The sequence below is a fragment of the Bradyrhizobium sp. HKCCYLRH3059 genome, from assembly GCF_051168035.1.
Classification (GTDB): domain Bacteria; phylum Pseudomonadota; class Alphaproteobacteria; order Rhizobiales; family Xanthobacteraceae; genus Bradyrhizobium.
The window spans coordinates 378,590-398,417 of record NZ_JBNPUF010000002.1; the positions used below are offsets into that span (position 1 = coordinate 378,590).

16 protein-coding genes are annotated in these 19,828 nt (G+C 66.3%); 8 read left to right on the forward strand and 8 right to left on the reverse strand.

The genetic code is table 11. The features are described from left to right. Positions 1-143: 143 nt before the first annotated feature. Positions 144-1,034, forward strand: coding sequence for a crotonase/enoyl-CoA hydratase family protein (locus tag ACQR13_RS08695; protein WP_315714716.1), 891 nt, complete (start codon positions 144-146; stop codon positions 1,032-1,034). A 196-nt stretch (positions 1,035-1,230) separates the two neighbouring features. Here the strand turns inward: ACQR13_RS08695 and ACQR13_RS08700 are convergent, their stop codons facing one another. From ACQR13_RS08700 to ACQR13_RS08715, 4 genes are all read right to left on the reverse strand, one after another. Next, positions 1,231-3,270, reverse strand: a complete 2,040-nt coding sequence (locus ACQR13_RS08700) for a methyl-accepting chemotaxis protein (RefSeq protein WP_434862743.1) — start codon at positions 3,268-3,270, stop codon at positions 1,231-1,233. 92 nt (positions 3,271-3,362) lie between these two features. Continuing rightward, positions 3,363-4,340: an NADPH:quinone oxidoreductase family protein gene (locus ACQR13_RS08705; RefSeq protein WP_434862744.1), complete on the reverse strand. Its 978-nt coding sequence runs from the start codon at positions 4,338-4,340 to the stop codon at positions 3,363-3,365. After that, positions 4,340-4,945: a 2-hydroxychromene-2-carboxylate isomerase gene (locus ACQR13_RS08710; protein WP_315826247.1), complete on the reverse strand. Its 606-nt coding sequence runs from the start codon at positions 4,943-4,945 to the stop codon at positions 4,340-4,342. The genes ACQR13_RS08705 and ACQR13_RS08710 overlap by 1 nt, the downstream gene beginning before the upstream one ends. Positions 4,946-5,168: 223 nt before the next feature. Continuing rightward, a complete protein-coding gene (locus tag ACQR13_RS08715) occupies positions 5,169-5,873 on the reverse strand; it encodes a glutathione binding-like protein (protein WP_315749420.1) in 705 nt (234 codons plus the stop codon). A 137-nt stretch (positions 5,874-6,010) separates the two neighbouring features. On the opposite strand from ACQR13_RS08715, the gene ACQR13_RS08720 reads away from it, so the two are divergent. After that, the gene (locus tag ACQR13_RS08720) at positions 6,011-7,033 is read left to right on the forward strand and encodes a methionine synthase (protein ID WP_315714721.1); all 1,023 of its coding nucleotides are present in this window, start codon (positions 6,011-6,013) and stop codon (positions 7,031-7,033) included. Between the two features lie 501 nt (positions 7,034-7,534). Beyond that, positions 7,535-10,741, forward strand: coding sequence for an autotransporter domain-containing protein (locus ACQR13_RS08725; RefSeq protein WP_434862745.1), 3,207 nt, complete (start codon positions 7,535-7,537; stop codon positions 10,739-10,741). Positions 10,742-10,781: 40 nt separating this feature from the next. Here ACQR13_RS08725 and ACQR13_RS08730 read toward each other — a convergent pair whose 3' ends face one another. From ACQR13_RS08730 to ACQR13_RS08740, 3 genes are all read right to left on the reverse strand, one after another. Then, on the reverse strand, positions 10,782-11,405 hold the full coding sequence (locus tag ACQR13_RS08730; RefSeq protein ID WP_434862746.1) for a hypothetical protein: 624 nt from the start codon (positions 11,403-11,405) through the stop codon (positions 10,782-10,784). Between the two features lie 104 nt (positions 11,406-11,509). After that, positions 11,510-12,031 (reverse strand): xanthine phosphoribosyltransferase, encoded by a 522-nt coding sequence (gpt, locus tag ACQR13_RS08735; RefSeq protein ID WP_315714724.1) that lies wholly within the window; start codon positions 12,029-12,031, stop codon positions 11,510-11,512. 38 nt (positions 12,032-12,069) lie between these two features. Then, entirely contained in the window at positions 12,070-12,807 is a 738-nt protein-coding gene (locus ACQR13_RS08740; RefSeq protein ID WP_315759531.1) for a competence/damage-inducible protein A, read from the reverse strand. 229 nt (positions 12,808-13,036) lie between these two features. On the opposite strand from ACQR13_RS08740, the gene ACQR13_RS08745 reads away from it, so the two are divergent. The 5 genes from ACQR13_RS08745 (at position 13,037) to ACQR13_RS08765 (ending at position 18,292) form a co-directional block, all read left to right on the forward strand. Then, on the forward strand, positions 13,037-14,455 hold the full coding sequence (locus ACQR13_RS08745) for a circularly permuted type 2 ATP-grasp protein (RefSeq protein ID WP_315749414.1): 1,419 nt from the start codon (positions 13,037-13,039) through the stop codon (positions 14,453-14,455). An 89-nt stretch (positions 14,456-14,544) separates the two neighbouring features. Then, positions 14,545-15,489, forward strand: a complete 945-nt coding sequence (locus tag ACQR13_RS08750) for an alpha-E domain-containing protein (protein WP_315714727.1) — start codon at positions 14,545-14,547, stop codon at positions 15,487-15,489. A gap of 171 nt (positions 15,490-15,660) precedes the next feature. Next, complete coding sequence (locus tag ACQR13_RS08755) at positions 15,661-16,509, forward strand: transglutaminase family protein (protein WP_315749412.1); 849 nt, start codon at positions 15,661-15,663, stop codon at positions 16,507-16,509. A gap of 234 nt (positions 16,510-16,743) precedes the next feature. After that, positions 16,744-17,502 carry a peptidase gene (locus ACQR13_RS08760; protein ID WP_315714729.1) on the forward strand — a complete coding sequence of 253 codons (759 nt, stop codon included), beginning with the start codon at positions 16,744-16,746 and terminating at the stop codon, positions 17,500-17,502. A gap of 34 nt (positions 17,503-17,536) precedes the next feature. Further along, positions 17,537-18,292, forward strand: coding sequence for an SDR family oxidoreductase (locus ACQR13_RS08765; RefSeq protein WP_315749410.1), 756 nt, complete (start codon positions 17,537-17,539; stop codon positions 18,290-18,292). A 209-nt stretch (positions 18,293-18,501) separates the two neighbouring features. Here ACQR13_RS08765 and ACQR13_RS08770 read toward each other — a convergent pair whose 3' ends face one another. Continuing rightward, positions 18,502-19,728 (reverse strand): MFS transporter, encoded by a 1,227-nt coding sequence (locus ACQR13_RS08770; protein WP_315749409.1) that lies wholly within the window; start codon positions 19,726-19,728, stop codon positions 18,502-18,504. Positions 19,729-19,828 lie beyond the last annotated feature (100 nt).

The window sequence follows — 19,828 nt, forward strand, 5'->3', positions numbered from 1 at the left end:
GAAGCACGAGCCCGGAATCCATACTCACGATGGTGGTTATGGATTCCGGGCCTGCGCCCAAGAGGGCGCATCCCGGAATGACGGCGGAGATTGTGGCACGAGCAAACAACTAATAAGCGCCACGACAACATCAGGAAGCGCCAATGGCCTATCAGACCATCCTCTACGACGTCGCCGACAAGATCCTCACCATCACGCTGAACCGCCCGGAGAAGCTCAACGCCTTCACCGGCACCATGATGGAGGAGCTGATCGACGCCTTCGATCGCGCCGACAAGGACGACGGCGTCAGGGCGATCATCGTCACCGGATCGGGCCGCGCGTTCTGCGCGGGTGCTGACCTCTCCTCCGGGGCCGACACGTTCGATCGCGATGCCAAGCGCGGACCGGTGAAGCGCCACGCCGATGGCCGCGTCGACTATTCCGATCCGCAGGTGCGCGATGGCGGTGGCCAGGTCACCTTGCGCATCTTCAAGTCGCTGAAGCCGGTCATCGCCGCGGTCAACGGCCCCGCCGTCGGCATCGGCGTCACGATGCAGCTCGCGATGGACATCCGCATCGCCTCGGACGCGGCGCGGTTCGGCTTCGTGTTCTCCCAGCGCGGCATCGTGCCGGAGGCGGCGTCGAGCTGGTTCCTGCCGCGCATCGTCGGCATCTCGCAAGCGCTGGAATGGTGCTACACCGGCCGCGTGTTTCCGGCGCAGGAGGCGCTCGCCGGCCGCCTCGTCAGCAAGGTCGTGCCGCCGGATGATCTGCTGCCCACCGCCCGTGCACTGGCCCGCGAGATCGCCGACAAGACCGCGCCGGTGTCGATCGCGCTGATCCGCCAGATGATGTGGCGCATGATGGGCGCCGACGATCCGATGGAGGCGCACAAGGTCGACAGCCGCGGCATCTACGCGCGCGGCCGCTCCGACGACGTCAAGGAAGGCGTGGTGTCGTTCCTGGAGAAGCGCCCGGCGCAATTCAAGAACACGGTGACGGCCGATATGCCCGACTATTTCCCGTGGTGGGACGAGCGGGAGTACAAGTAGCTCCACGGCCCCAGGACACCATTTGGTAAAGAACGGCGTCCAGAGTGCCACGCGATAGATTGCGCGGTATGGGTCCTGGCTCAAGGCCGGGACGACACCGCGTGGGCGGCGACTGCAACGACTCCATCACCAGCACCAGGATCGCAATCGACCCCGGCAGCCAATCACCGCCGCCAATCACATCGCGTGCGATCGCTCACGCCGCCTTGATGCCGCGAATGAATTCATCGACATGGCGGCGCATGCTCTCGGACTGACGCAGCAGCTCCGCCGACGCCCCGAGCACCTGGCTGGCGGTGGCGCCGGATTCGTTTGCGGCGGCCGTGACCTGCTGGATGTTCTGCGAAATTTCGTCGGTCCCCTTGGCTGCGTGCTGGACGTTGCGCGCCATCTCGCGCGTCGCCGCGCCCTGCTCCTCGACGGCATTGGCGATCGACGACGCGATCTCGTTCAGCTCGCCGATGGTCGTGGTGATGCCGCGGATGGCCCGGACGGCCTCGCTCGACACCTCCTGCATTCCGGAGATCTGCGCGCGGATCTCGCCGGTCGCCTTGGCGGTCTGCTCGGCGAGCAGCTTCACCTCGCCGGCGACGACGGCAAAGCCGCGGCCGGCTTCGCCCGCCCGCGCGGCCTCGATGGTCGCATTGAGCGCGAGAAGATTGGTCTGGCCGGCAATGTCGCTGATCAGCCGCACGATGTCGCCGATCCGCTCGGCCATGCTGGAAAGGCCCTGCACGGTCTCGTTGGTCCTCTGCCCCTCCGCGGCCGCCCTCTGCGCCATGTCGGCCGACTGCGTCACCTGACCGCCGATGCCCGCGACCGAGCTCGACAGTTGGTCCGTCGCAGCGGCCATCGTCTGCATGTTGCTCGACGCGGCCTCGGTCGCCTGCGCGACGCTGCTCGCTTCACTGCAGGTCCGGCTCGCCGTCCGATTCATCACGGCGGCCGTCGATTCGAGTTGTGCCGAGGCTGAGATCACGCTGTCGATCACGGCCGCGATGTCACCGCTGAAACGGTCGGTCAGTTCGCCGACGCGCTTGGCTTTTTCGGCGCGCTGGCTCATCGCCTCCGCATCCCTGGCAGCGAGCTCGGCGCCATGGATCATGTTCTCCTTGAAGACCTGCACTGCCCTCGCCATCAGGCCGACCTCGTCGCGCCGATCGACCGCGTCGATTGCAGTGCTCACATCGCCCTTCGCCAGCCGCGTCATCGTATCGGCGAGGGCGTTGATCGGCCCGGTGATGCTGCGCGCCAGCGCAACGACGATCGCGAGGCTCAGCGCCAAGGCGACCAGCAGCAGCGCGCCGACGGCGGCGAGGCTGGCCGTGGCCGCGGCCTGCTTGCCGGCCATCAGCTCGGACAGCTCGACGGCCAGAGCGTCTTCGACCTGCTTCAGCAGATCGATCCGCAGCGTGGCCGCATCGAACCAGGCCTTGCTCGCGAGCCCTTTGAAATCGCCGCTGACGCCACCCTGCTCCACCACCTTGCGCATGGCAACGACGCCGTCGATCGCCGGTCCCGTCATCGCCGCATCGAACGCCGCACGTCCTTTCGCCGAGGCGGCGGCGCGAAAGGCCGCGAAATAGCTATCCTGCGCCGCAGCCAGCCCTATGGCGCGCGCGTAGGCGGCCTGCTCGAAGCGACCGGCGGCAAGGCCTCCCGCCACGACCGCGCGCTCCAGGCCGGCGCGCTCCTTGCCTTCGGTCAGATTGCCATAGGCAATGATCGCCTTGGAGATATCGTCGTCATCGCTGAGCCTCGATATGCCGCTGATCAGGCTGATCAGCCGGCTGACGATCTCGGTGAGCGAGCTGACCGCTGCCGCCGGCGTGACGGCTTGGGCATCGATGTCGCCGCGGCGGCGATCGAGCTGCGTCAACGCCTGTTCGCTCGCCTGCGCCGCCTCGGCCAGTGCGGCGCTCCGGCGCAGCCCGTCCAGCGCGGCAACCGCGTGCGCGCGCTCGCCATCGGTCAGCTTGCGCTGCTGATCCAGCTCGGCACGCATCTGCGTGCCCTTGCTGCTCAGAAATGCCGACGACATGCCGCGCTCACGCTGGAGCTCATGAACGAAGCGGCTGAGCCTGGCGACGGCGTCCGCCGCCGGCTGCATGCGCGTCATCTCGACACGCACCGCCCATTTCGTGGAAATCTCGTAGGCCGCCAACGCGGCCAGTGTGACGATGGGCAGCAATGCAGACAGGGCTATGCGGTGAAGTATCTTCGACGTCTTCAACATGATCGGCCTCGACCTGTCCGATCACTCTATGAATCCAGTGGTAAAAAAATACACAGCCCCATCCGCCGAATTTTTGGGCAGACGCCTGCCAACTAATCCATCACCAGCGCGACGCGTCCGATCGCCTTGCGATCGATCAAAAGCCGGATCGCCGATGCGTAATTGTCGAACGGAACGCGGTGGGAGACGTTGGGCCGCAGCTTGCCTTGCTCAGCGAACGCGAGCAGTGCAGCCATCCGTCGCTCGCCCAGCTCGGGATCCTTCCGCACCGCCTCGCCGGCGCGAACGCCGAGCACGCTTGCGCCCTTCATGAGGATCAGATTGGTGCGTGCGAGCCCGATGCCGCCGGTGAAGCCGATCACCAGCAGCCGCGCGCCCCAGGCGATGCAGCGCACGCTGTTCTCGAACACCTCGCCGCCGACGGGATCGAACACGACGTCGACGCCGCGGCCATCGGTGATGTGTTTGACGGCGTCGCGGAACGGCCCGCGTGAATACAGAATGAGATGATCGGCGCCACGCGCGCGTGCCACCGCGAGTTTCTCCTCCGACGACGCCGCCGCGATCACCGTTGCGCCGAGCAGCTTGCCGATCTCGACGGCGGCGAGGCCGACGCCACCGCCGGCGCCGTGCACCAGCAGCGTCTCGCCGGGCTTGAGCTGGCCGCGATCGACCAGGGCGTGATGAGCGGTGCCGTGGCCGGCGAGATAGGTCGCGCCCTCCGCGTAGTCGAAAGTCGACGGCAGCGGCGTGAGCTGGCTGGCCGCAACCACCGCCTCCTCCGCATAGGCGCCGAAGCGCATGCGGACGATCACCTTGTCGCCGACGGCGCGGCCGGTCACGCCGGCCCCGGTTTCGACGACGTCACCGGCGGCCTCGACGCCGGGCGTGAACGGCAGCTCAGGCTTGAGCTGATACTCGCCGGCCGCCATCAGTATGTCCGGAAAGTTGATGCCGGCAGCGCGGATCTTCACTCGCACCTCGCCGTCACCGAGTGAGCGCGGCGGTAGGGCCTCCAGCCGCAGCGTCTCCGGCGGACCGAGCTCGCGGCAGACGATCGCACGCGGCATCAGGCGCGCCCCTTCGCCCGCGCCAGCGCCTCGCGGATCAGCGGCAGGCGATCATTGCCGAAATACATGTCGGTCACGTCGAGGAAGATCGTCGGCGAGCCGAAGCCGCCGCGCTTGACGACCTCCTCGGTGTTGATGCGCAGCTGGTCCTTGATGCCCTGCTGCGCGATCCCATCGAAGAACGCCTTCGGATCGATGCCGACGCGCCGGCACACCTCGGTCAGCACCGCATCCTGCGAGATGTCCTGGTCCTCGCCCCAATATATCTCGAACACGGCCCGTGCGAACGGCACCATGTCCTGGCCCAGCCAGATGCAGCCGCGCATCGCCTTGACGCTGTTCACCGGAAACACCGATGGCGGCATCTTGATCTTGAGCCCGGCCGAGCGGGACCAGTCGTCGAGGTCCTTCAGCGTGTAGGCCGCCTTGGCCGGCACCGGCTTCTCGCGCTGCGCATAGACGCTGGGATTGACGGTGTTGAAGATGCCGCCGACCAGGATCGGCCGCCAGACGATGTCGACGCCGAATTCTTGCGCGAGCGGTTGGATGTTGTGGAAGGCAAGATAGGTCCAGGGGCTGGAGCAGTCGAAGAAGAATTCGATCATGTGTGTTTCCTCAAGGTCTCGATAAGTTCGCCTTTGCGCGCGCAAAAATCCGGAGTGTGGTCGTGGCCCTGGATTGCTTCGCTTCGCTCGCAATGACGGAGAGAGTTGGTGCAAACCACTCTTTCCGTCATTGCGAGGAGCGTAGCGACGAAGCAATCCAGGGGCTGCAACATACGGTCTGGATGGCTTATCCCCATGCTCCTCGCGATGCCGCGGAGCTCGCTCACGACCGCCCCGTCATCTCCTTCGCGCGCGCGCCGAACATCACATGACGCGACTGCTCGTTGAACGGCTCCTTGACGAACTTGCCGATCGCCAGCCCCGCCTGCAGCTTGGGCCGCGCGCGCAGGTCCGCGTACCAGCGCTGGATGTCGGGATAGTCGTCGAGCGTGAATCCCTGGGCCTTGTGCGTCATCATCCAGGGAAAGCAGGCGATGTCCGCGATCGAATAGTCGTCGCCGGCGACATAGGCGCCGGTCTTGCCGAGCTGCACGTCGAGCACGTGGAACAGCCTGGCCACCTCGTCGCGGTAGCGCTGGATCGCGTAAGGGATCTTCTCAGCCGCATAGAGCGCGAAATGGCCGTGCTGCCCCATCATCGGTCCCAGTCCGGCCATCTGCCACATCACCCATTGGATGACACGCGAGCGCGCCCGCGTCTCCTGCGGCAGGAAACGGCCGGTCTTGTCGGCGAGATAGATCAGGATGGCACCGGTCTCGAACACCGGGAACGGCGCGCCGCCATCGGCCGGCGCGTGATCGACGATCGCGGGAATCCGGTTGTTCGGGCTGATCGCCAGGAACTCCGGCTTGAACTGGTCGCCGGCGCGGATGTCGACGGGAATGACGGTATAGGGCAGCCCGAGTTCCTCGAGCATGATCGAGATCTTCCAGCCGTTCGGCGTCGGCGCATAATGGAGATCGATCATCCTTCCACGATTCCTTCCCCGGACCATTATGCCGCGCTGCGGAACACGCGAGGCGGCTTCGTTCTTCTGTACCTAAAGGGTAAGCCATGGCAGACAGGCGCTCAAGCCTGACCGCCTTTATGCTGGAGAGTTCGACCATGCTGTTTCCATCGACCATCGCAGGCTCGCTGCCGAAGCCGGAATGGCTGGCCGAGCCCAACGTGCTGTGGGCTCCGTGGAAGTCGAAGGGCGAGGAGCTGGCGCGTGCCAAGCGCGATGCGACGATCCTGGCGCTGAAGCTGCAGGAGGATTCCGGCATCGACATTCTCACCGAGGGCGAGCAGTCGCGCCAGCATTTCGTGCACGGTTTCCTGGAACGTGTCGAGGGCATCGACTTCGCCCACAAGGTCGAGATGGGCATCCGCAAGGACCGCTACAAGGCGATGGTACCGCAGGTGGTGGCGCCGCTGTCGCTGAAGGGCCGCGTCCATGGCGACGAGGCGCGGATCGCGCGCACGCACACCACGCGCGCGCTGAAGTTCACGCTGCCCGGACCGATGACCATCATCGACACCATCGCCGACAATTACTACGGCGACCGTGTGAAGATGGCGTTCGCCTTCGCCGAGCTGCTGAACCAGGAGGCCAAGGCGCTGCACGACGACGGCATCGACATGATCCAGTTCGACGAGCCCGCCTTCAACGTCTACATGGACGAGGTGCGCGACTGGGGCATCAAGGCGCTGGAGCGCGCCGCCGAAGGGCTGACCTGCCCGACTGCCGTGCACATCTGCTACGGCTACGGCATCAAGGCCAACACCGACTGGAAGGAGACGCTGGGCGGCGAGTGGCGGCAGTATGAGGAGACCTTCCCGGTCATCGACGCCAGCACCATCCAGCAGGTCGCCGTCGAATGCCGCAATTCGAAGGTGCCGATCGAGCTGCTCGGCCTGCTCAAGAACAAGATCGTGCAGGCCGGCGTCATCGACGTCGCCAGCGACGCGATCGAGACCGCCGAGGACGTCTGCAAGACCCTCGAGGACGTCATGAAGGTGGTGCCGAAGGAGAACATCATCGCCACCACCAATTGCGGCATGGCGCCGATGCGGCGCGAGATCGCCGAGGCCAAGCTGATGGCGCTCGGCACCGGCGCAAAGCTGGCACGGCAGAGGTTTGCCTGACTCAGATGTCAGGTCAGACCCGAAGCAAGGGCGTCGACGGCTCGCCGCCCCCCAGGCATCGCGCTCGGGGCCCTGGCTCAATCGCGATCGCGCCGGGAGGCGACACGCACACGGTCCTGGAATCAAAGTAAGAGCGCATCCGAGGTGAGCACGGTCTCACCACGCGCGATTCGCCGCAACAGCACGGCCGCGCCTTTGCTGCCCCTGCACGACCGCCGCGATGGCCACGTCAGCCTTTCATATGCACTGCTCTGTGTTTTGCAGCAGATCGCAGCGATCATCGATCACGGTCGCCGGATGGGGAAAATCTATCCTTGGTAGCAAAATACCAGACGCACAACATTCCCGACGCTGTGTGTCTTTGCTGCGCTTGACAGTATGTGTCCTAACATTTCATTTCTTGGCCACAAGTGTGGCGTGAATTTTTTGCTGCTTAATCCAGTTCGTATCTGACCTCCGCTTTCATTATTGGGGAATGCAATGGCTTGCCTTGCGAGAACGATGTTTGCTGCGCCGAAGTCGCGGCGCTGGCTGACCCTCTCGGTTCTTCTTGCGGGCACCATGTTGAGCACCCAGGCCCTGGCGATCGATGTCGCCAACCAGACCGACTGGAATACGGCGGTGGCAGCGGTCGCGGCCGCCGGCGCCAACTCGACCGTCACCATCAACATCACCAGCGGCTTCACGCTGTCGAGCTCGCTTGCGCAACTGCAGGCCGCCAACAGCAACGTCACGGTGAACATCACCGGCAACGGCCAGACGATCAACGGCGCCTCCTCGTTTCAGGGCATCGTCGTCAACGGTGCCAACGCGCCGACCGTGAACATCTCCAGCCTGGCGATCACCAACACGGCCGCGATCGGCGGCAACGGCCAGAACGGCCAGAACGGCTATTATAGCGGCGGTCTGGCCTATGGCTCCGGCGGCGGCGGCGGTGGCGGTCTCGGTGCCGGCGGCGGCCTGCTGGTCGGCAGCGGCGCCAACGTCACGATCGCCGCGGTGACCTTCACCAGCAACAGCGCCACCGGTGGCGCCGGCGGCAATGGCGGCAGCGCACAGAATGCGGCGGCCGACCCGGTGAATGGCGGCAACGGCGGCGCGGGCGGTGCCGCGAACAACGGCGGTGCCAGCGGCGGCGGCGGCGCGGGCGGCACCGGCGGACATACCGGCACGCAAGGCACGGCCGGCACCGCGGGCGCCGCGCTCGGTGACGGCGGCGGTGGCGGCGGCGGCTCCGGCACCACCAACAGCAACACCTACACCAACAACAATCCCGGCGGCAGCGGCAACGCCAATGGCGGCAACGGCGGCACCGGCGGCGACGGCGCCACCAACGCCAGCGGCGCGGGCGGTCCCGGACCCGGCTCCGACGGCGGCGCCGGCGGCAATGGCGGCGCCGGCAATGGCGGCGCCATCTACGTCGCCACCGGCGGTACGCTGACGATTCTCGACTCGCCGATTTCCGGCAACACCGTCACCGGTGGCGCCGCCGGCACCCCCGGCATCGGCATCGGGCCAAGCGCCATCAATGGATTTTCGGCAGCGGCCGGCGCAGCGCAGGGCGCCGGCATCTTCCTGAGCGGCGTGACGGCCAATATCAGCGTGTCCGGCGGCACCGTGACCTACGGCGACTCGATCGGCGGCACCGGCCTAACGACCGGCGGCGTCAACACGGCGATCAACAAGACCGGCATCGGCACGTTGGTGCTGTCGGCGACCAATACGTTCACCGGCAACGTCAACATCAGCGCCGGCACGCTCTCGGTCGGCGCCACCGCCAATCTCGGCAACGTCGCCAACGACGTGATCATTTCCAACGGCGGCACATTGGCGGTCACCGGCACGACAACGTTCGCCAACGGCCGCGACTTCAAGATTGCCGGGCTGTCGACGATCGACATAGCCAGCGCGACCACGACCACGTTGCAAGGCATCGTCGGCAACGGCGCTTCCGCCGGCACCCTGGTGAAGGCGGGCGGCGGCATCCTGCTGCTCTCGGGCACCAACACCTACACCGGCGCGACCAATGTCGACGCAGGTACGCTGCGCGCGGGCTCGGCCGGCGCGTTCGGCGCCAGCACGGTGTTCAGCGTGCTGTCCGGCGCCACGCTGGATCTCAACGGCTTCAACAAGACGTTCGGCACGCTGAGCGGAGATGGCACCGTCACCGGCGCCAACGCGACGATCTCAGGTTCGTTCGCGCCGGGCAACGGCACCCCGGCGTCCTCCATGGCTATCGTCGGCAACCTCGCGTTCCAGTCGGGCGCGCAATACCTGGTGCAGGTGAATCCGAGCACGGCGTCGTTCGCCACCGTCACCGGCACTGCGACGCTCGGGGGCGCCGCCGTCACCGCGACCTTCGCAAACGGCAGCTACATCTCCAAGCAATACACCATTCTCACCGCCACCGGCGGCGTCAGCGGCACCTTCGGCGGCGTCACCAACACCAACCTGCCGGCGGGCTTCAGCGCGACGTTGAGCTACGACGCCAACAACGCCTTCCTCAATCTGACGATGAGCTCGTCGGGGAACATCAACCAGCAGAACGTCAGCAACGCGCTCAGCAACTACTTCAACACGAACGGCAGCATTCCCGTCGTCTTCACCGGGCTGACGCCAGCGGGGCTGACGCAGATCTCGGGCGAGACCGCGACCGGCTCGCAGCAGACGACGTTCAATGCGATGACGCAATTCATGGGCGTCATGACCGATCCGTTCATCGGCGGCCGCGGCGACCAGGGCTCTGCGCCCAGCGGCGCGATCGGCTACGCGGAAGAGACGCTTGCTTTTGCGTCCAAGCGCAATCCGAACGACGCGCTGGCCGCGATCTACACCAAGGCGCCGGCCGCGCCCGTGGTCAGGCCGGGCTGGAGCGTGTGGGCAGCCGGCTTCGGCGGCTCGCAGACCACTGATGGCAACACCGCGCTCGGGTCCAACAATACCACCAGCAACATCTACGGCACGGCCGTCGGCGCCGACTACCGCTTCTCGCCGTCCACGATCGCCGGGTTCTCGATGGCCGGCGGCGGCACCACGTTCAGCGTCGCCAATGGCGGCAGCGGCCGGTCCGACCTGTTCCAGGCCGGCGCCTTCGTCCGGCACACGGTCGGCCCGGCCTATATCTCCGCGGCATTGGCCTATGGCTGGCAGAACATCACCACCAACCGCACCGTGACCGTGGCCGGCGTCGACCAGCTGCGCGCCAACTTCGACGCCAACACCTTTGCCGGCCGGGTCGAGGGCGGCTATCGCTTCGTGTCGCCCTGGATGGGGTTCGGGATCACGCCCTACGCCGCGGCGCAGTTCACGACGTTCAGCCTGCCGGGCTATGCGGAGAATGCGGTCTCCGGCGCCAATACCTTCGCGCTGCGCTTTGGATCGCAGAACGTCACCGATACGCGGTCGGAGCTGGGCCTGCGCACCGACAAGGCCTATGCGCTGGCTGACGGCGTTTTCACGCTGCGCAGCCGCTTCGCCTGGGCCTATGACTTCAACCCCAGCCGGTCGGCCGGGGCCACGTTCCAGACCCTTCCGGGCGCATCCTTCGTCGTCAACGGCGCGCGGCAGGCGCAGAATTCAGCGCTGACCACGGTCTCCGCTGAAATGAAGTGGCGGAATGGCTGGTCGGCCGCCGCGAGCTTCGAGGGCGAGTTCTCGGATGTGACCCGCAGCTACGCCGGCAAGGGCATCGTGCGCTACACGTGGTGACGCGCGGAGCTCCGCGCGGCACATCCGCACGGCGCCCCGATCACCCGACGGTCATCGCGCTCGGATGCAGCACCGGCGCGTAGCCCGCCTTGATCGCGCGCAGCGTCGAGGGCGGGGTCAGCAGCAACGCGTCGGTGATCCCTGCGCGTGGCGCGTCATAGCCCGCCGCCGACCAGGGCAGCGCCCTGCCTTTTCGGATCAGAAAGCTCTCCTCGCCTGCCTGCACCATGGCCCCGTCAGGCAAGGCGGCGAGCGGCGTCGGCAGCGGATGCAGGCGCTTGCGACCGCGATCGAGGCGCTCGCGATGGAGCACGCGATCGATCTCGGAGATGCGCAGTGCCCCGACGCCGTTGCCCTCCTCCCACGCCGCACGAAACCTCTTGGCGTCGTCGCGGCGGCAGTAGAAGCAGGGGCGATGACCGGCGGCGAGCGCGGTCGCCTCGTCAAGGAAGAACAGCTCGGTCCAGCTTTGCGTTGCCATGACCTTGCGGCGCTTGCCGCGAAACTCGCACAGGCAGACCAGCCAGGCGGGGCTCGACCAGCGCTTCCGCAACAGCGTCTTCGTCGCGGGGTCGTGGATGATGCCGCGATTTCCGGTGAAGAGGCCGCGATGCGGCGCGGCGACGATATCGCCCATCGGCGTGACGCGGTTCTGCAGCGGCATGGCGAGCCTTCGGCTGGCGAATAGCGAATGGGGAGTAGCGAATAGCGAACGCCTCGCCCACCCGAATTCCCTATTCGCTACTCCCTATTCGCCACTCTCCGGGCTTACGCCGCCCCGTCGCGCAGTGGCGGCGCGAACGACAGCGCGGTGTCCCAGGGGAAGAAGATCCAGGTGTCCTGCGACACCTCGGTGATGAAGGTGTCGACCAGCGGTCGGCCCTTCGGCTTGGCATAGACGGTGGCGAAATGGGCGTCGGGGAGGATCTCGCGGACCATGCGTCCGGTCTTGCCGGTGTCGACGAGATCATCGACGATCAGGAGCCCCTTGCCGGTGCCGCCGCCGAGTTGCGCCGTGTCGGCCGAGATGCCCTTCAGGACCTGCAGCTCGCCCTGCTTGGTGTGGTCATAGCTCGCGATGCAGATCGTATCGATGACGCGCACGCCAAGCTCGCGCGCCACGATCGCCGCCGGCACCAGTCCGCCGCGGGTGATGGCCACGACGGCATGAAACGGCCCGATCTCGTTCAGCCGCCAGGTCAGCGCCCGGCAATCGCGATGAAACTGGTCCCAGGACACCGGGAAGGCCCGGCCCGCGCGCTCCTCTGCACTCAAAGTCTTGTCTGGCATCTCATCTCGTCCGCGAGTTCTCGACAGCTGCACCTGCTTTAGCGCGTCACGTTGAGCCCGGCGAGCATCTCCTTCACGGCTGCCATCGCGGCCGACAGCTTATCCTGGTCGCGCGAGCGCACGACGAGATGCGTGTTCGGCTTCTGATCCTCGTCGATGAAGGGATAGCTGCCGATGATGGTGTCCGGATGCGCCTTGGCGATCTCGCGCAGGGGGCCGCCGATATCGCCCTCGCGGGCATTGGCGCGCACGGTCTCCGACAGCATGCGCACGCCCGATTTCAGCTTCGGCGCGACGATGTCCATCATCGCCTGCATGATCGACGGCACGCCGGCCATGACGATGACGTTGCCGAGCTTGAAGCCGGGCGCCAGGATGGTGGCGCTCTGGATCAGCTCGGCGCCGTCGGGGATGCGCGCCATGCGCAGCCGCGCCTCGTTGAGCTCCTGCTCGCTCCAGCGCTCGCGGAAGCGCGCCACCACCTCGGGATGGTGGTCGATGCCGACGCCGAACGCCTTGGCGATCGCATCCGCGGTGATGTCGTCATGGGTCGGACCGATGCCGCCGGTGGTGAACACATAGGTGTAGCGATGCCGCAGCGCATCGAGCGCCGCGATGATGTCCGGCTCGTCGTCGGAGACCACCCGGACCTCCTTGAGGTCGATGCCGAGATTGGTGAGGTATTCGGCGATGAAGCCGATGTTCTTGTCCTTGGTGCGGCCGGACAGGATCTCGTCGCCGATGACCAGCAACCCCGCGGTGACGATCTCGCTCATGGTTTCTCCTCGCATCTGTCGTCTCTTTTGGCCCGCCACGGCGCCAATGTCATCCGGAACGTCGCAGTCTATGCCGCGGATTTGAGCACCACGCAGCCGGTTTTTCGGGCACGGCCTTCGCACCCCCCCACGAAATGCCGCAGGAGAATGCATATCGCGCTGGCCCGCCCCTTGCTACCATCCCGAGGAGTCATGCAGTGTATGGCGAGGCTGGGACACACGGGCATCTATGGCAGTTGCGTTCGACGAAATGAACGGGCCGGGCGGCGAGGTCCGTCAGGCGTATCAGGAGCTGTCGCGGTGGCTGAAGGAAACGCCGCCGGAGGCGCTCGAGTATCGCCGCCACGAGGCAGAGCTGTTGTTCCGGCGAATCGGCATCACCTTCGCGGTCTATGGCGAGGCGGAGGCGCAGGAGCGGCTGATCCCGTTCGACGTCATCCCGCGCATCCTCTCGGGCAAGGAATGGACCCTGCTGGAGAAGGGACTGAAGCAGCGCGTCAAGGCGCTGAACATGTTCCTGCGCGACATCTATCATGGCCGGGACATCCTCCGCGCCAACGTCATCCCGGATGACTTGATCTTCCAGAACCCGGTGTTCCGCCCGGAGATGAACGGCCAGGACGTGCCGCACGACGTCTACGTCCATATCGCCGGCATCGACATCGTCCGCGTCGACGCCAACGACTTCATCGTGCTCGAGGACAACGCGCGCACGCCGTCGGGCGTGTCCTACATGCTGGAAAACCGCGAGATCATGATGCGGCTGTTTCCGGACCTGTTCGCGCGCCACCGCGTCGCGCCGGTCGAGCGCTATCCGGACGAATTGCTGTCGGCGTTGCGCTCGGTGGCGCCGCTCAGCGCCTCGGCCGAGCCGACGGTAGCGCTGATGACGCCGGGCATCTACAACTCCGCCTATTACGAGCACTCGTTCCTGGCCGACAAGCTCGGCATCGAGCTGGTCGAGGGCCGCGACCTCATCGTCAAGAACGACGAGGTGTTCATGCGCACCACCGAGGGGCTGAAGCGGGTCGACGTGATCTACCGCCGCGTCGACGACGACTTCCTCGACCCCCTCACCTTCCGCCCGGATTCGGCGCTCGGCGTGCCCGGCCTGATGTCGGCCTATGTTGCCGGCAACGTGACGCTCGCCAACGCGGTCGGCACCGGCATCGCCGACGACAAGGCGATCTACTCCTACATGCCCGATGTCGTGAAGTTCTATCTCGGCGAGGAGCCGATCCTGAAGAACGTGCAGACCTGGCGCTGCCGTGAGCCGCAGGATCTGTCCTACGTGCTCGACCATCTCGGCGAGCTCGTCGTCAAGGAGGTGCACGGCTCCGGCGGCTACGGCATGCTGATCGGCCCGGCCGCCACTAAGGCGACCATCGAGGCGTTCCGCGACAAGCTGAAGCGCGAGCCGGAGGGCTTCATCGCGCAGCCGACGCTGGCGCTGTCGACCTGCCCGACCTGCGTCACGTCAGGGCTGGCACCGCGCCATGTCGATTTGCGCCCGTTCGTGCTGACCGGCCGCGACCGCACCACCATCGTGCCCGGCGGCCTCACCCGCGTGGCGCTGAAGGAAGGCTCGCTGGTGGTGAATTCCAGCCAGGGCGGCGGCACCAAGGACACATGGGTGCTGGATGAGTAAGCCTCGCCGCCCTCGCTTCACGCGCTTCGTTCCCGTGCATGCCTTCCCCCTCGCCGGGGCGGGTTCACATCGCACCTCATAGATTGCCCATGCTGTCGCGCACCGCCGAAAATCTGTACTGGCTGGCCCGCTACGTCGAGCGCGCCGAGTACCTCGCCCGCACCATCGACGCCACCCTGCGCGTCACGGCGCTTCCCGCGGCCTATATCGGCAAGACCAATGAGTGGGAATCGGCGCTGATGACCGCCGGCGTCAATGTCAGCTTCTACGAGCATTACTCCGAGGCCAACGAGCAGAACGTCGTCGAATATCTCTCGTTCAACCAGTCGAACCCATCCTCGATCAAGAACTGCATCGAGGCCGCCCGCCTCAACGCCCGCTCGGTGCGGACAGCGCTCACATCGGAGATGTGGGACACCCTCAACGGCTCCTGGATCGAGCTCCAGGAGGTCTGGAGCAAGGGCACCAAGACGCGCGAGGAGCTGGCGCGCTTCCTGCGCTTCGTGCAGGAGACCTCGCTGCGCTTCGACGGCTCGGCCTACCGGACCATGCTGCGCAACGACGCCTACTGGTTCTCGCGGCTCGGGCTGCATCTGGAGCGCGCCGACAACACCGCCCGCATTCTCGACGTCAAATATCACGTGCTGCTACCCGAGGAGGAGCATGTCGGCGGCCCGCTGGACTATTATCAGTGGACCTCGATCCTGCGTTCGGTCTCGGCGCTGACGGCCTATCACTGGGTCTATCGCGAGACGCTGAAGCCCTGGCTGATCGCGGACCTCTTGATCCTCAACGACACGCTGCCGCGCTCGCTGGCGAGCTGCTACGGCAACCTCGTCCGCAATCTCGACCAGATCGGCGTCGCCTATGGCCGCCAGGGGGCCGCGCAGCGCCATGCCCGCGGCGTCCGCAACCGGCTCGACCACTCCAACATGGACGACATCTTCCAGCGCGGCGTGCACGAGTTCATCCAGGAGTTCATCGCCGACAATTCACGGCTCGGAGAGATCATCACCAAGCAGTATCTGATCTGAGCGCCTGGAGCGCGGCGAATACGGCGATGGGCGGCCGTCGGACTGTGACTGCGAGACCACGTCCGGCACCCGGCCCCTGCCCTCCGCCCGAGGGATCCTCCTTCCCCCTTTCAGGGAGAGGTGAAACGAGCTACCGCGGACAGTACATCTGACGAAGACTGGTCGACCGCCATGCGCCTGCGTATCTCCCATTCCACCACCTACCGCTACGAGCCGGCGGCGACCGGCGCGATCCAGATCATCCGCATGACGCCCGGCAGCAATGACGGCCAATATGTGGCGGAGTGGCAGATCGACGTGTCGACCGATTCCCGCCTCGACATGCACGAGGACGCATTCGGCAACGTCACCCACGTGATCACGCATGGCGCGCTCGAGGACCTCACGATCACCGCCGAAGGACTGGTCGAGACCCACGACACCGGCGGCGTGCTGAAGGGAGCGGACGAACGCTTCCCGCCCAGCTTCTTCCTCCGGCAGACGCCGCTCACGGCCGCAAATGCGGCCATGGCCGCCGTCGTGCGCGATCTGCGCGCGGAGTCGGAGAGCGACGTACTCGGCCTCCTGCACACGCTGATGATGCAGGTCTACGAGCACATGACCTTCGACGAGGATCCGACCCACAGCGGCACCTCGGCGGCGGAAGCCTTCGTGCTGAAGCGCGGCGTCTGCCAGGACTATGCGCATATCTTCATCGCCTGCGCGCGCGCCGCCGGCATTCCCGCGCGTTTCGTATCCGGCCACTTCCTGCGTTCCGATGGTGCAGTGCACCAGGAGGCCGGCCATGCCTGGGCGGAAGCCTATGTACCGGATCTCGGCTGGGTCGGTTTCGACGCCGCCAACTGCATCTGCACCACCGACGCTCATGTCCGGGTCGCGATCGGGCTCGATTATCTCGGTGCGGCGCCGGTGCGCGGCACACGCTATGGCGGCGGCACCGAGACGCTCACCGTGAAAGTGAAGGTCGAGCAGGTCGGCCGCGGCGGTCCGTCGCAATCCCAGTCGCAGCGGCAGTCCTGAATTCTGGAACGCGCGCTCCACCCATGGTGTCGTTCCGGGGCGCGCGAAGCGCGAGCCCGGAATCCATCGGGCGGCAGAATGCACGGAGCGATGGATTCCGGGTTCGTCGCTTCGCTCCGCCCCGGAATGACGACCTTTTGTGGAGCGACCACTCATTCCGGCTTCGACATCGGCGGGGGTGGACGGGAGGCCGATTTTCGCTAGTAATTCGCGCAATGGCTCGAGGGGACTGAGATGACTTATTGCTGCGGAATTCTGGTGCGTGACGGCCTCGTCATGATCGCGGACACCCGAACCAATGCCGGTCTCGACAACGTCTCGACCTTCCGCAAGCTGCACATCTTCTCCAATCCGGGCGAGCGCATCGTGGCGGTCGCCAGCGCCGGCAATCTCGCCATCAGCCAGTCCGTCCTATCGACCTTGACCGAAGGGATGGAAGACCCCGACACCGGCGAGGTCGAGACCCTGATGAACGCGCCGACGATGTTTCAGGCCGCACAGCGCATCGGCAAGGCGATCCGCATGGTGCACGCCACCGAAGGCCCGGCGCTGAAGGCCGAAGACATCTCGTTCGACGTCTCGTTCCTGTTCGGCGGCCAGATCAAGGGCTCGCGGATGCGGCTGTTCATGGTCTACACCGCCGGCAACTTCATCGAATGCACCACCGACACGCCGTACTTGCAGATCGGCGAGCACAAATACGGCAAGCCGGTGCTCGACCGCGCCATGCATTACGACGTCGAGCTCTACGAGGCGCTGAAGACGGGCCTGATCTCGATGGACTCGACGATGCGCTCCAATCTCGGCGTCGGCCTGCCGATCGACGTCCTGGTCGTGCGCGCGGAGGCCTGCGAGGCCGACCTCAATCATCGCATCGAGGCCGGCGAGCCCTATTTCCACGATCTCCGCTCGCGCTGGTCGGCGGCCCTGCGCGCTGCGCATAACAACATTCCAAGGCCGCCCTATAAGACTCAGAGCGAGTCAAAACACTGAAACTGCAAAACACTTGAACTGAAGGTGAGGAAACATGGCTGAAGCGGCAAAGAAGATCGCGCTGGTGACAGGCGCAGGCACGGGGGTCGGCCGCGCCGCATCGCTCGCGTTGATGAACTCCGGCTTCACCGTGGTGCTGGCCGGTCGCCGCAAGGAGATGCTGGAGGAGACCGCCAAGCTCGGCCCAGCCGGCATGAGCCTCCCCGTCTCCGCCGATATGATGGACCCCGCCTCGATCGCGGCGCTGTTCGACACCGTGAAGTCGACCTACGGCCGGCTCGACGTGCTGTTCAACAATGCCGGCATGGGCGCGCCACCGGTGCCATTCGAGGACCTCACCCTGCAGCAATGGCAGTCGGTGGTGGCGACCAACCTCACTGCGCCGTTCCTGTGCACGCAGCACGCCTTCCGCATCATGAAGGATCAATCGCCGCGCGGCGGCCGCATCATCAACAACGGCTCGATCTCGGCGCACGCGCCGCGGCCGTTCTCCTCGCCCTACACCTCGACGAAGCACGCGATCACGGGTCTGACGAAAGCGTCGAACCTCGACGGCCGCGCCTATGACATCGCGGTCGGCCAGATCGACATCGGCAACGCCGAGACGCCGATGACCGAGCGCATGGTCGGCGGCGTGCTGCAGCCCGACGGCCGCATGATGCCGGAGCCCCGCATGGACGTGAAGGCGGTCGGCGACGCCGTCGCCTACATGGCCGGCCTGCCGCTCGACGCCAACGTCCTGTTCATCACGGTGATGGCGACGAAGATGCCGTTCGTCGGACGGGGGTGATCACTTCTTTCAGATCCCGCTCCCTGCTCTCTCCACTCGTCATTCCGGGGCGCGCGAAGCGCGAGCCCGGAATCCATAGCCACACGCGGTGGTGTGGCGCGAGATGGATGTGGCATTTATCTTCGTCACACGACGTCTCATGCTGATGGATTCCGGGCTCATCGCTGCGCGATGCCCCGGAATGACGGAGAGAGCGCGGCCGGCTCGCCCTACTCCAACCGCTCCACCTTCCGCAGCTCGGGAAACAGCTTCATCCACGCCAGCGCGATCGCGATGGTGCCGACGCCGCCGAGGATGGCGGCGGGCATGGCCCCTAACAGCGCGGCGGTGACGCCGCTCTCGAACTGGCCGAGCTGGTTGGAGGCGTTGATGAACAGGAAGTTCACCGCGCCGACGCGACCGCGCATCTCGTTGGGCGTGGCGAGCTGAACGAGAGAAAAGCGGATCACGACGCTGACGGTGTCGGCGGCGCCGAGAACGGCGAGCGCAGCGACCGAGATCCACATCACATGCGAGACGGCGAACACGACCGTCGCCGCACCGAACACGATGACCGCCTGGAACATGCGCAGGCCGACGCGCCGCCGAATGGTGTAGCGCGCCAGCACCGCCGTCATCGCCAGCGCGCCGACCGCGGGCGCGGCGCGCAGCACGCCGAGCCCGAACGGCCCGGTGTCGAGGATATCGCGCGCGTAGATCGGCAGCAGCGCAGTGACGCCGCCGAGCAGCACCGCGAACAGATCGAGCGAGATGGTGCCGAGGATCGCCGGATTGGCGCGGATGAAGCGGACGCCGGCGAACAGATCGTCCTTGCTGCCCTCGAGCCGCTCGGCCGGCACGTCATCAGGCACCTGCATCAGGCCGGTCAGGGCCATGCCTCCGATCCAGAACAGCATCATGATGCCGTAGGGCACACCGGGCGCGACCGCATAGGCGAAGCCGCCGATCGCAGGCCCCGCGATGGTCGCGAGCTGCGCTGCACCGCTGGACAGCGCGCTGGCCCGCTGCAAGGTGCCGGACGGCGCGATCAGCGGCAGCAGCGCCGCCGTGGCCGGGCTTTCGAAGGCGCCGGCAATGCCTAGCACGAAGACGGCCGCGAATAGCTGGAATTCGCCGAGCTGACCGGCGTAAGCGCCCCAGCACAGATAGAGCGCCGTCAGCGCCTCGACGAGCTGACAGAGCTGCACGACGCGCTTGCGCTGGAATCGGTCGGCGGCGCTGCCGGCGACGAACACCAGCAGTGCCGTTGGCAGGAACTGGATCAGCCCGACCATGCCGAGATCGAAGGCGCGCCCGGTCAGGTCGTAGATCTGCCAGCCGATCGCCACCGCCGCGATCTGGCTCGCAAAGCGCGACAAGCTGCGGGACGACAGGAAGAACAGGAACGCGCTTTGCTTCAAGAGATCGCGCGCGCCGATCGGGACGGTGGACGACATGATGGCGCCTGCGTGACGCAGCCCTCACTGCTTGTCAATCGCGGGCCCCGCATGGCCGCGCGGCATTGCACGCGGCAGTTCCCTGCGCCCATAATGAAAC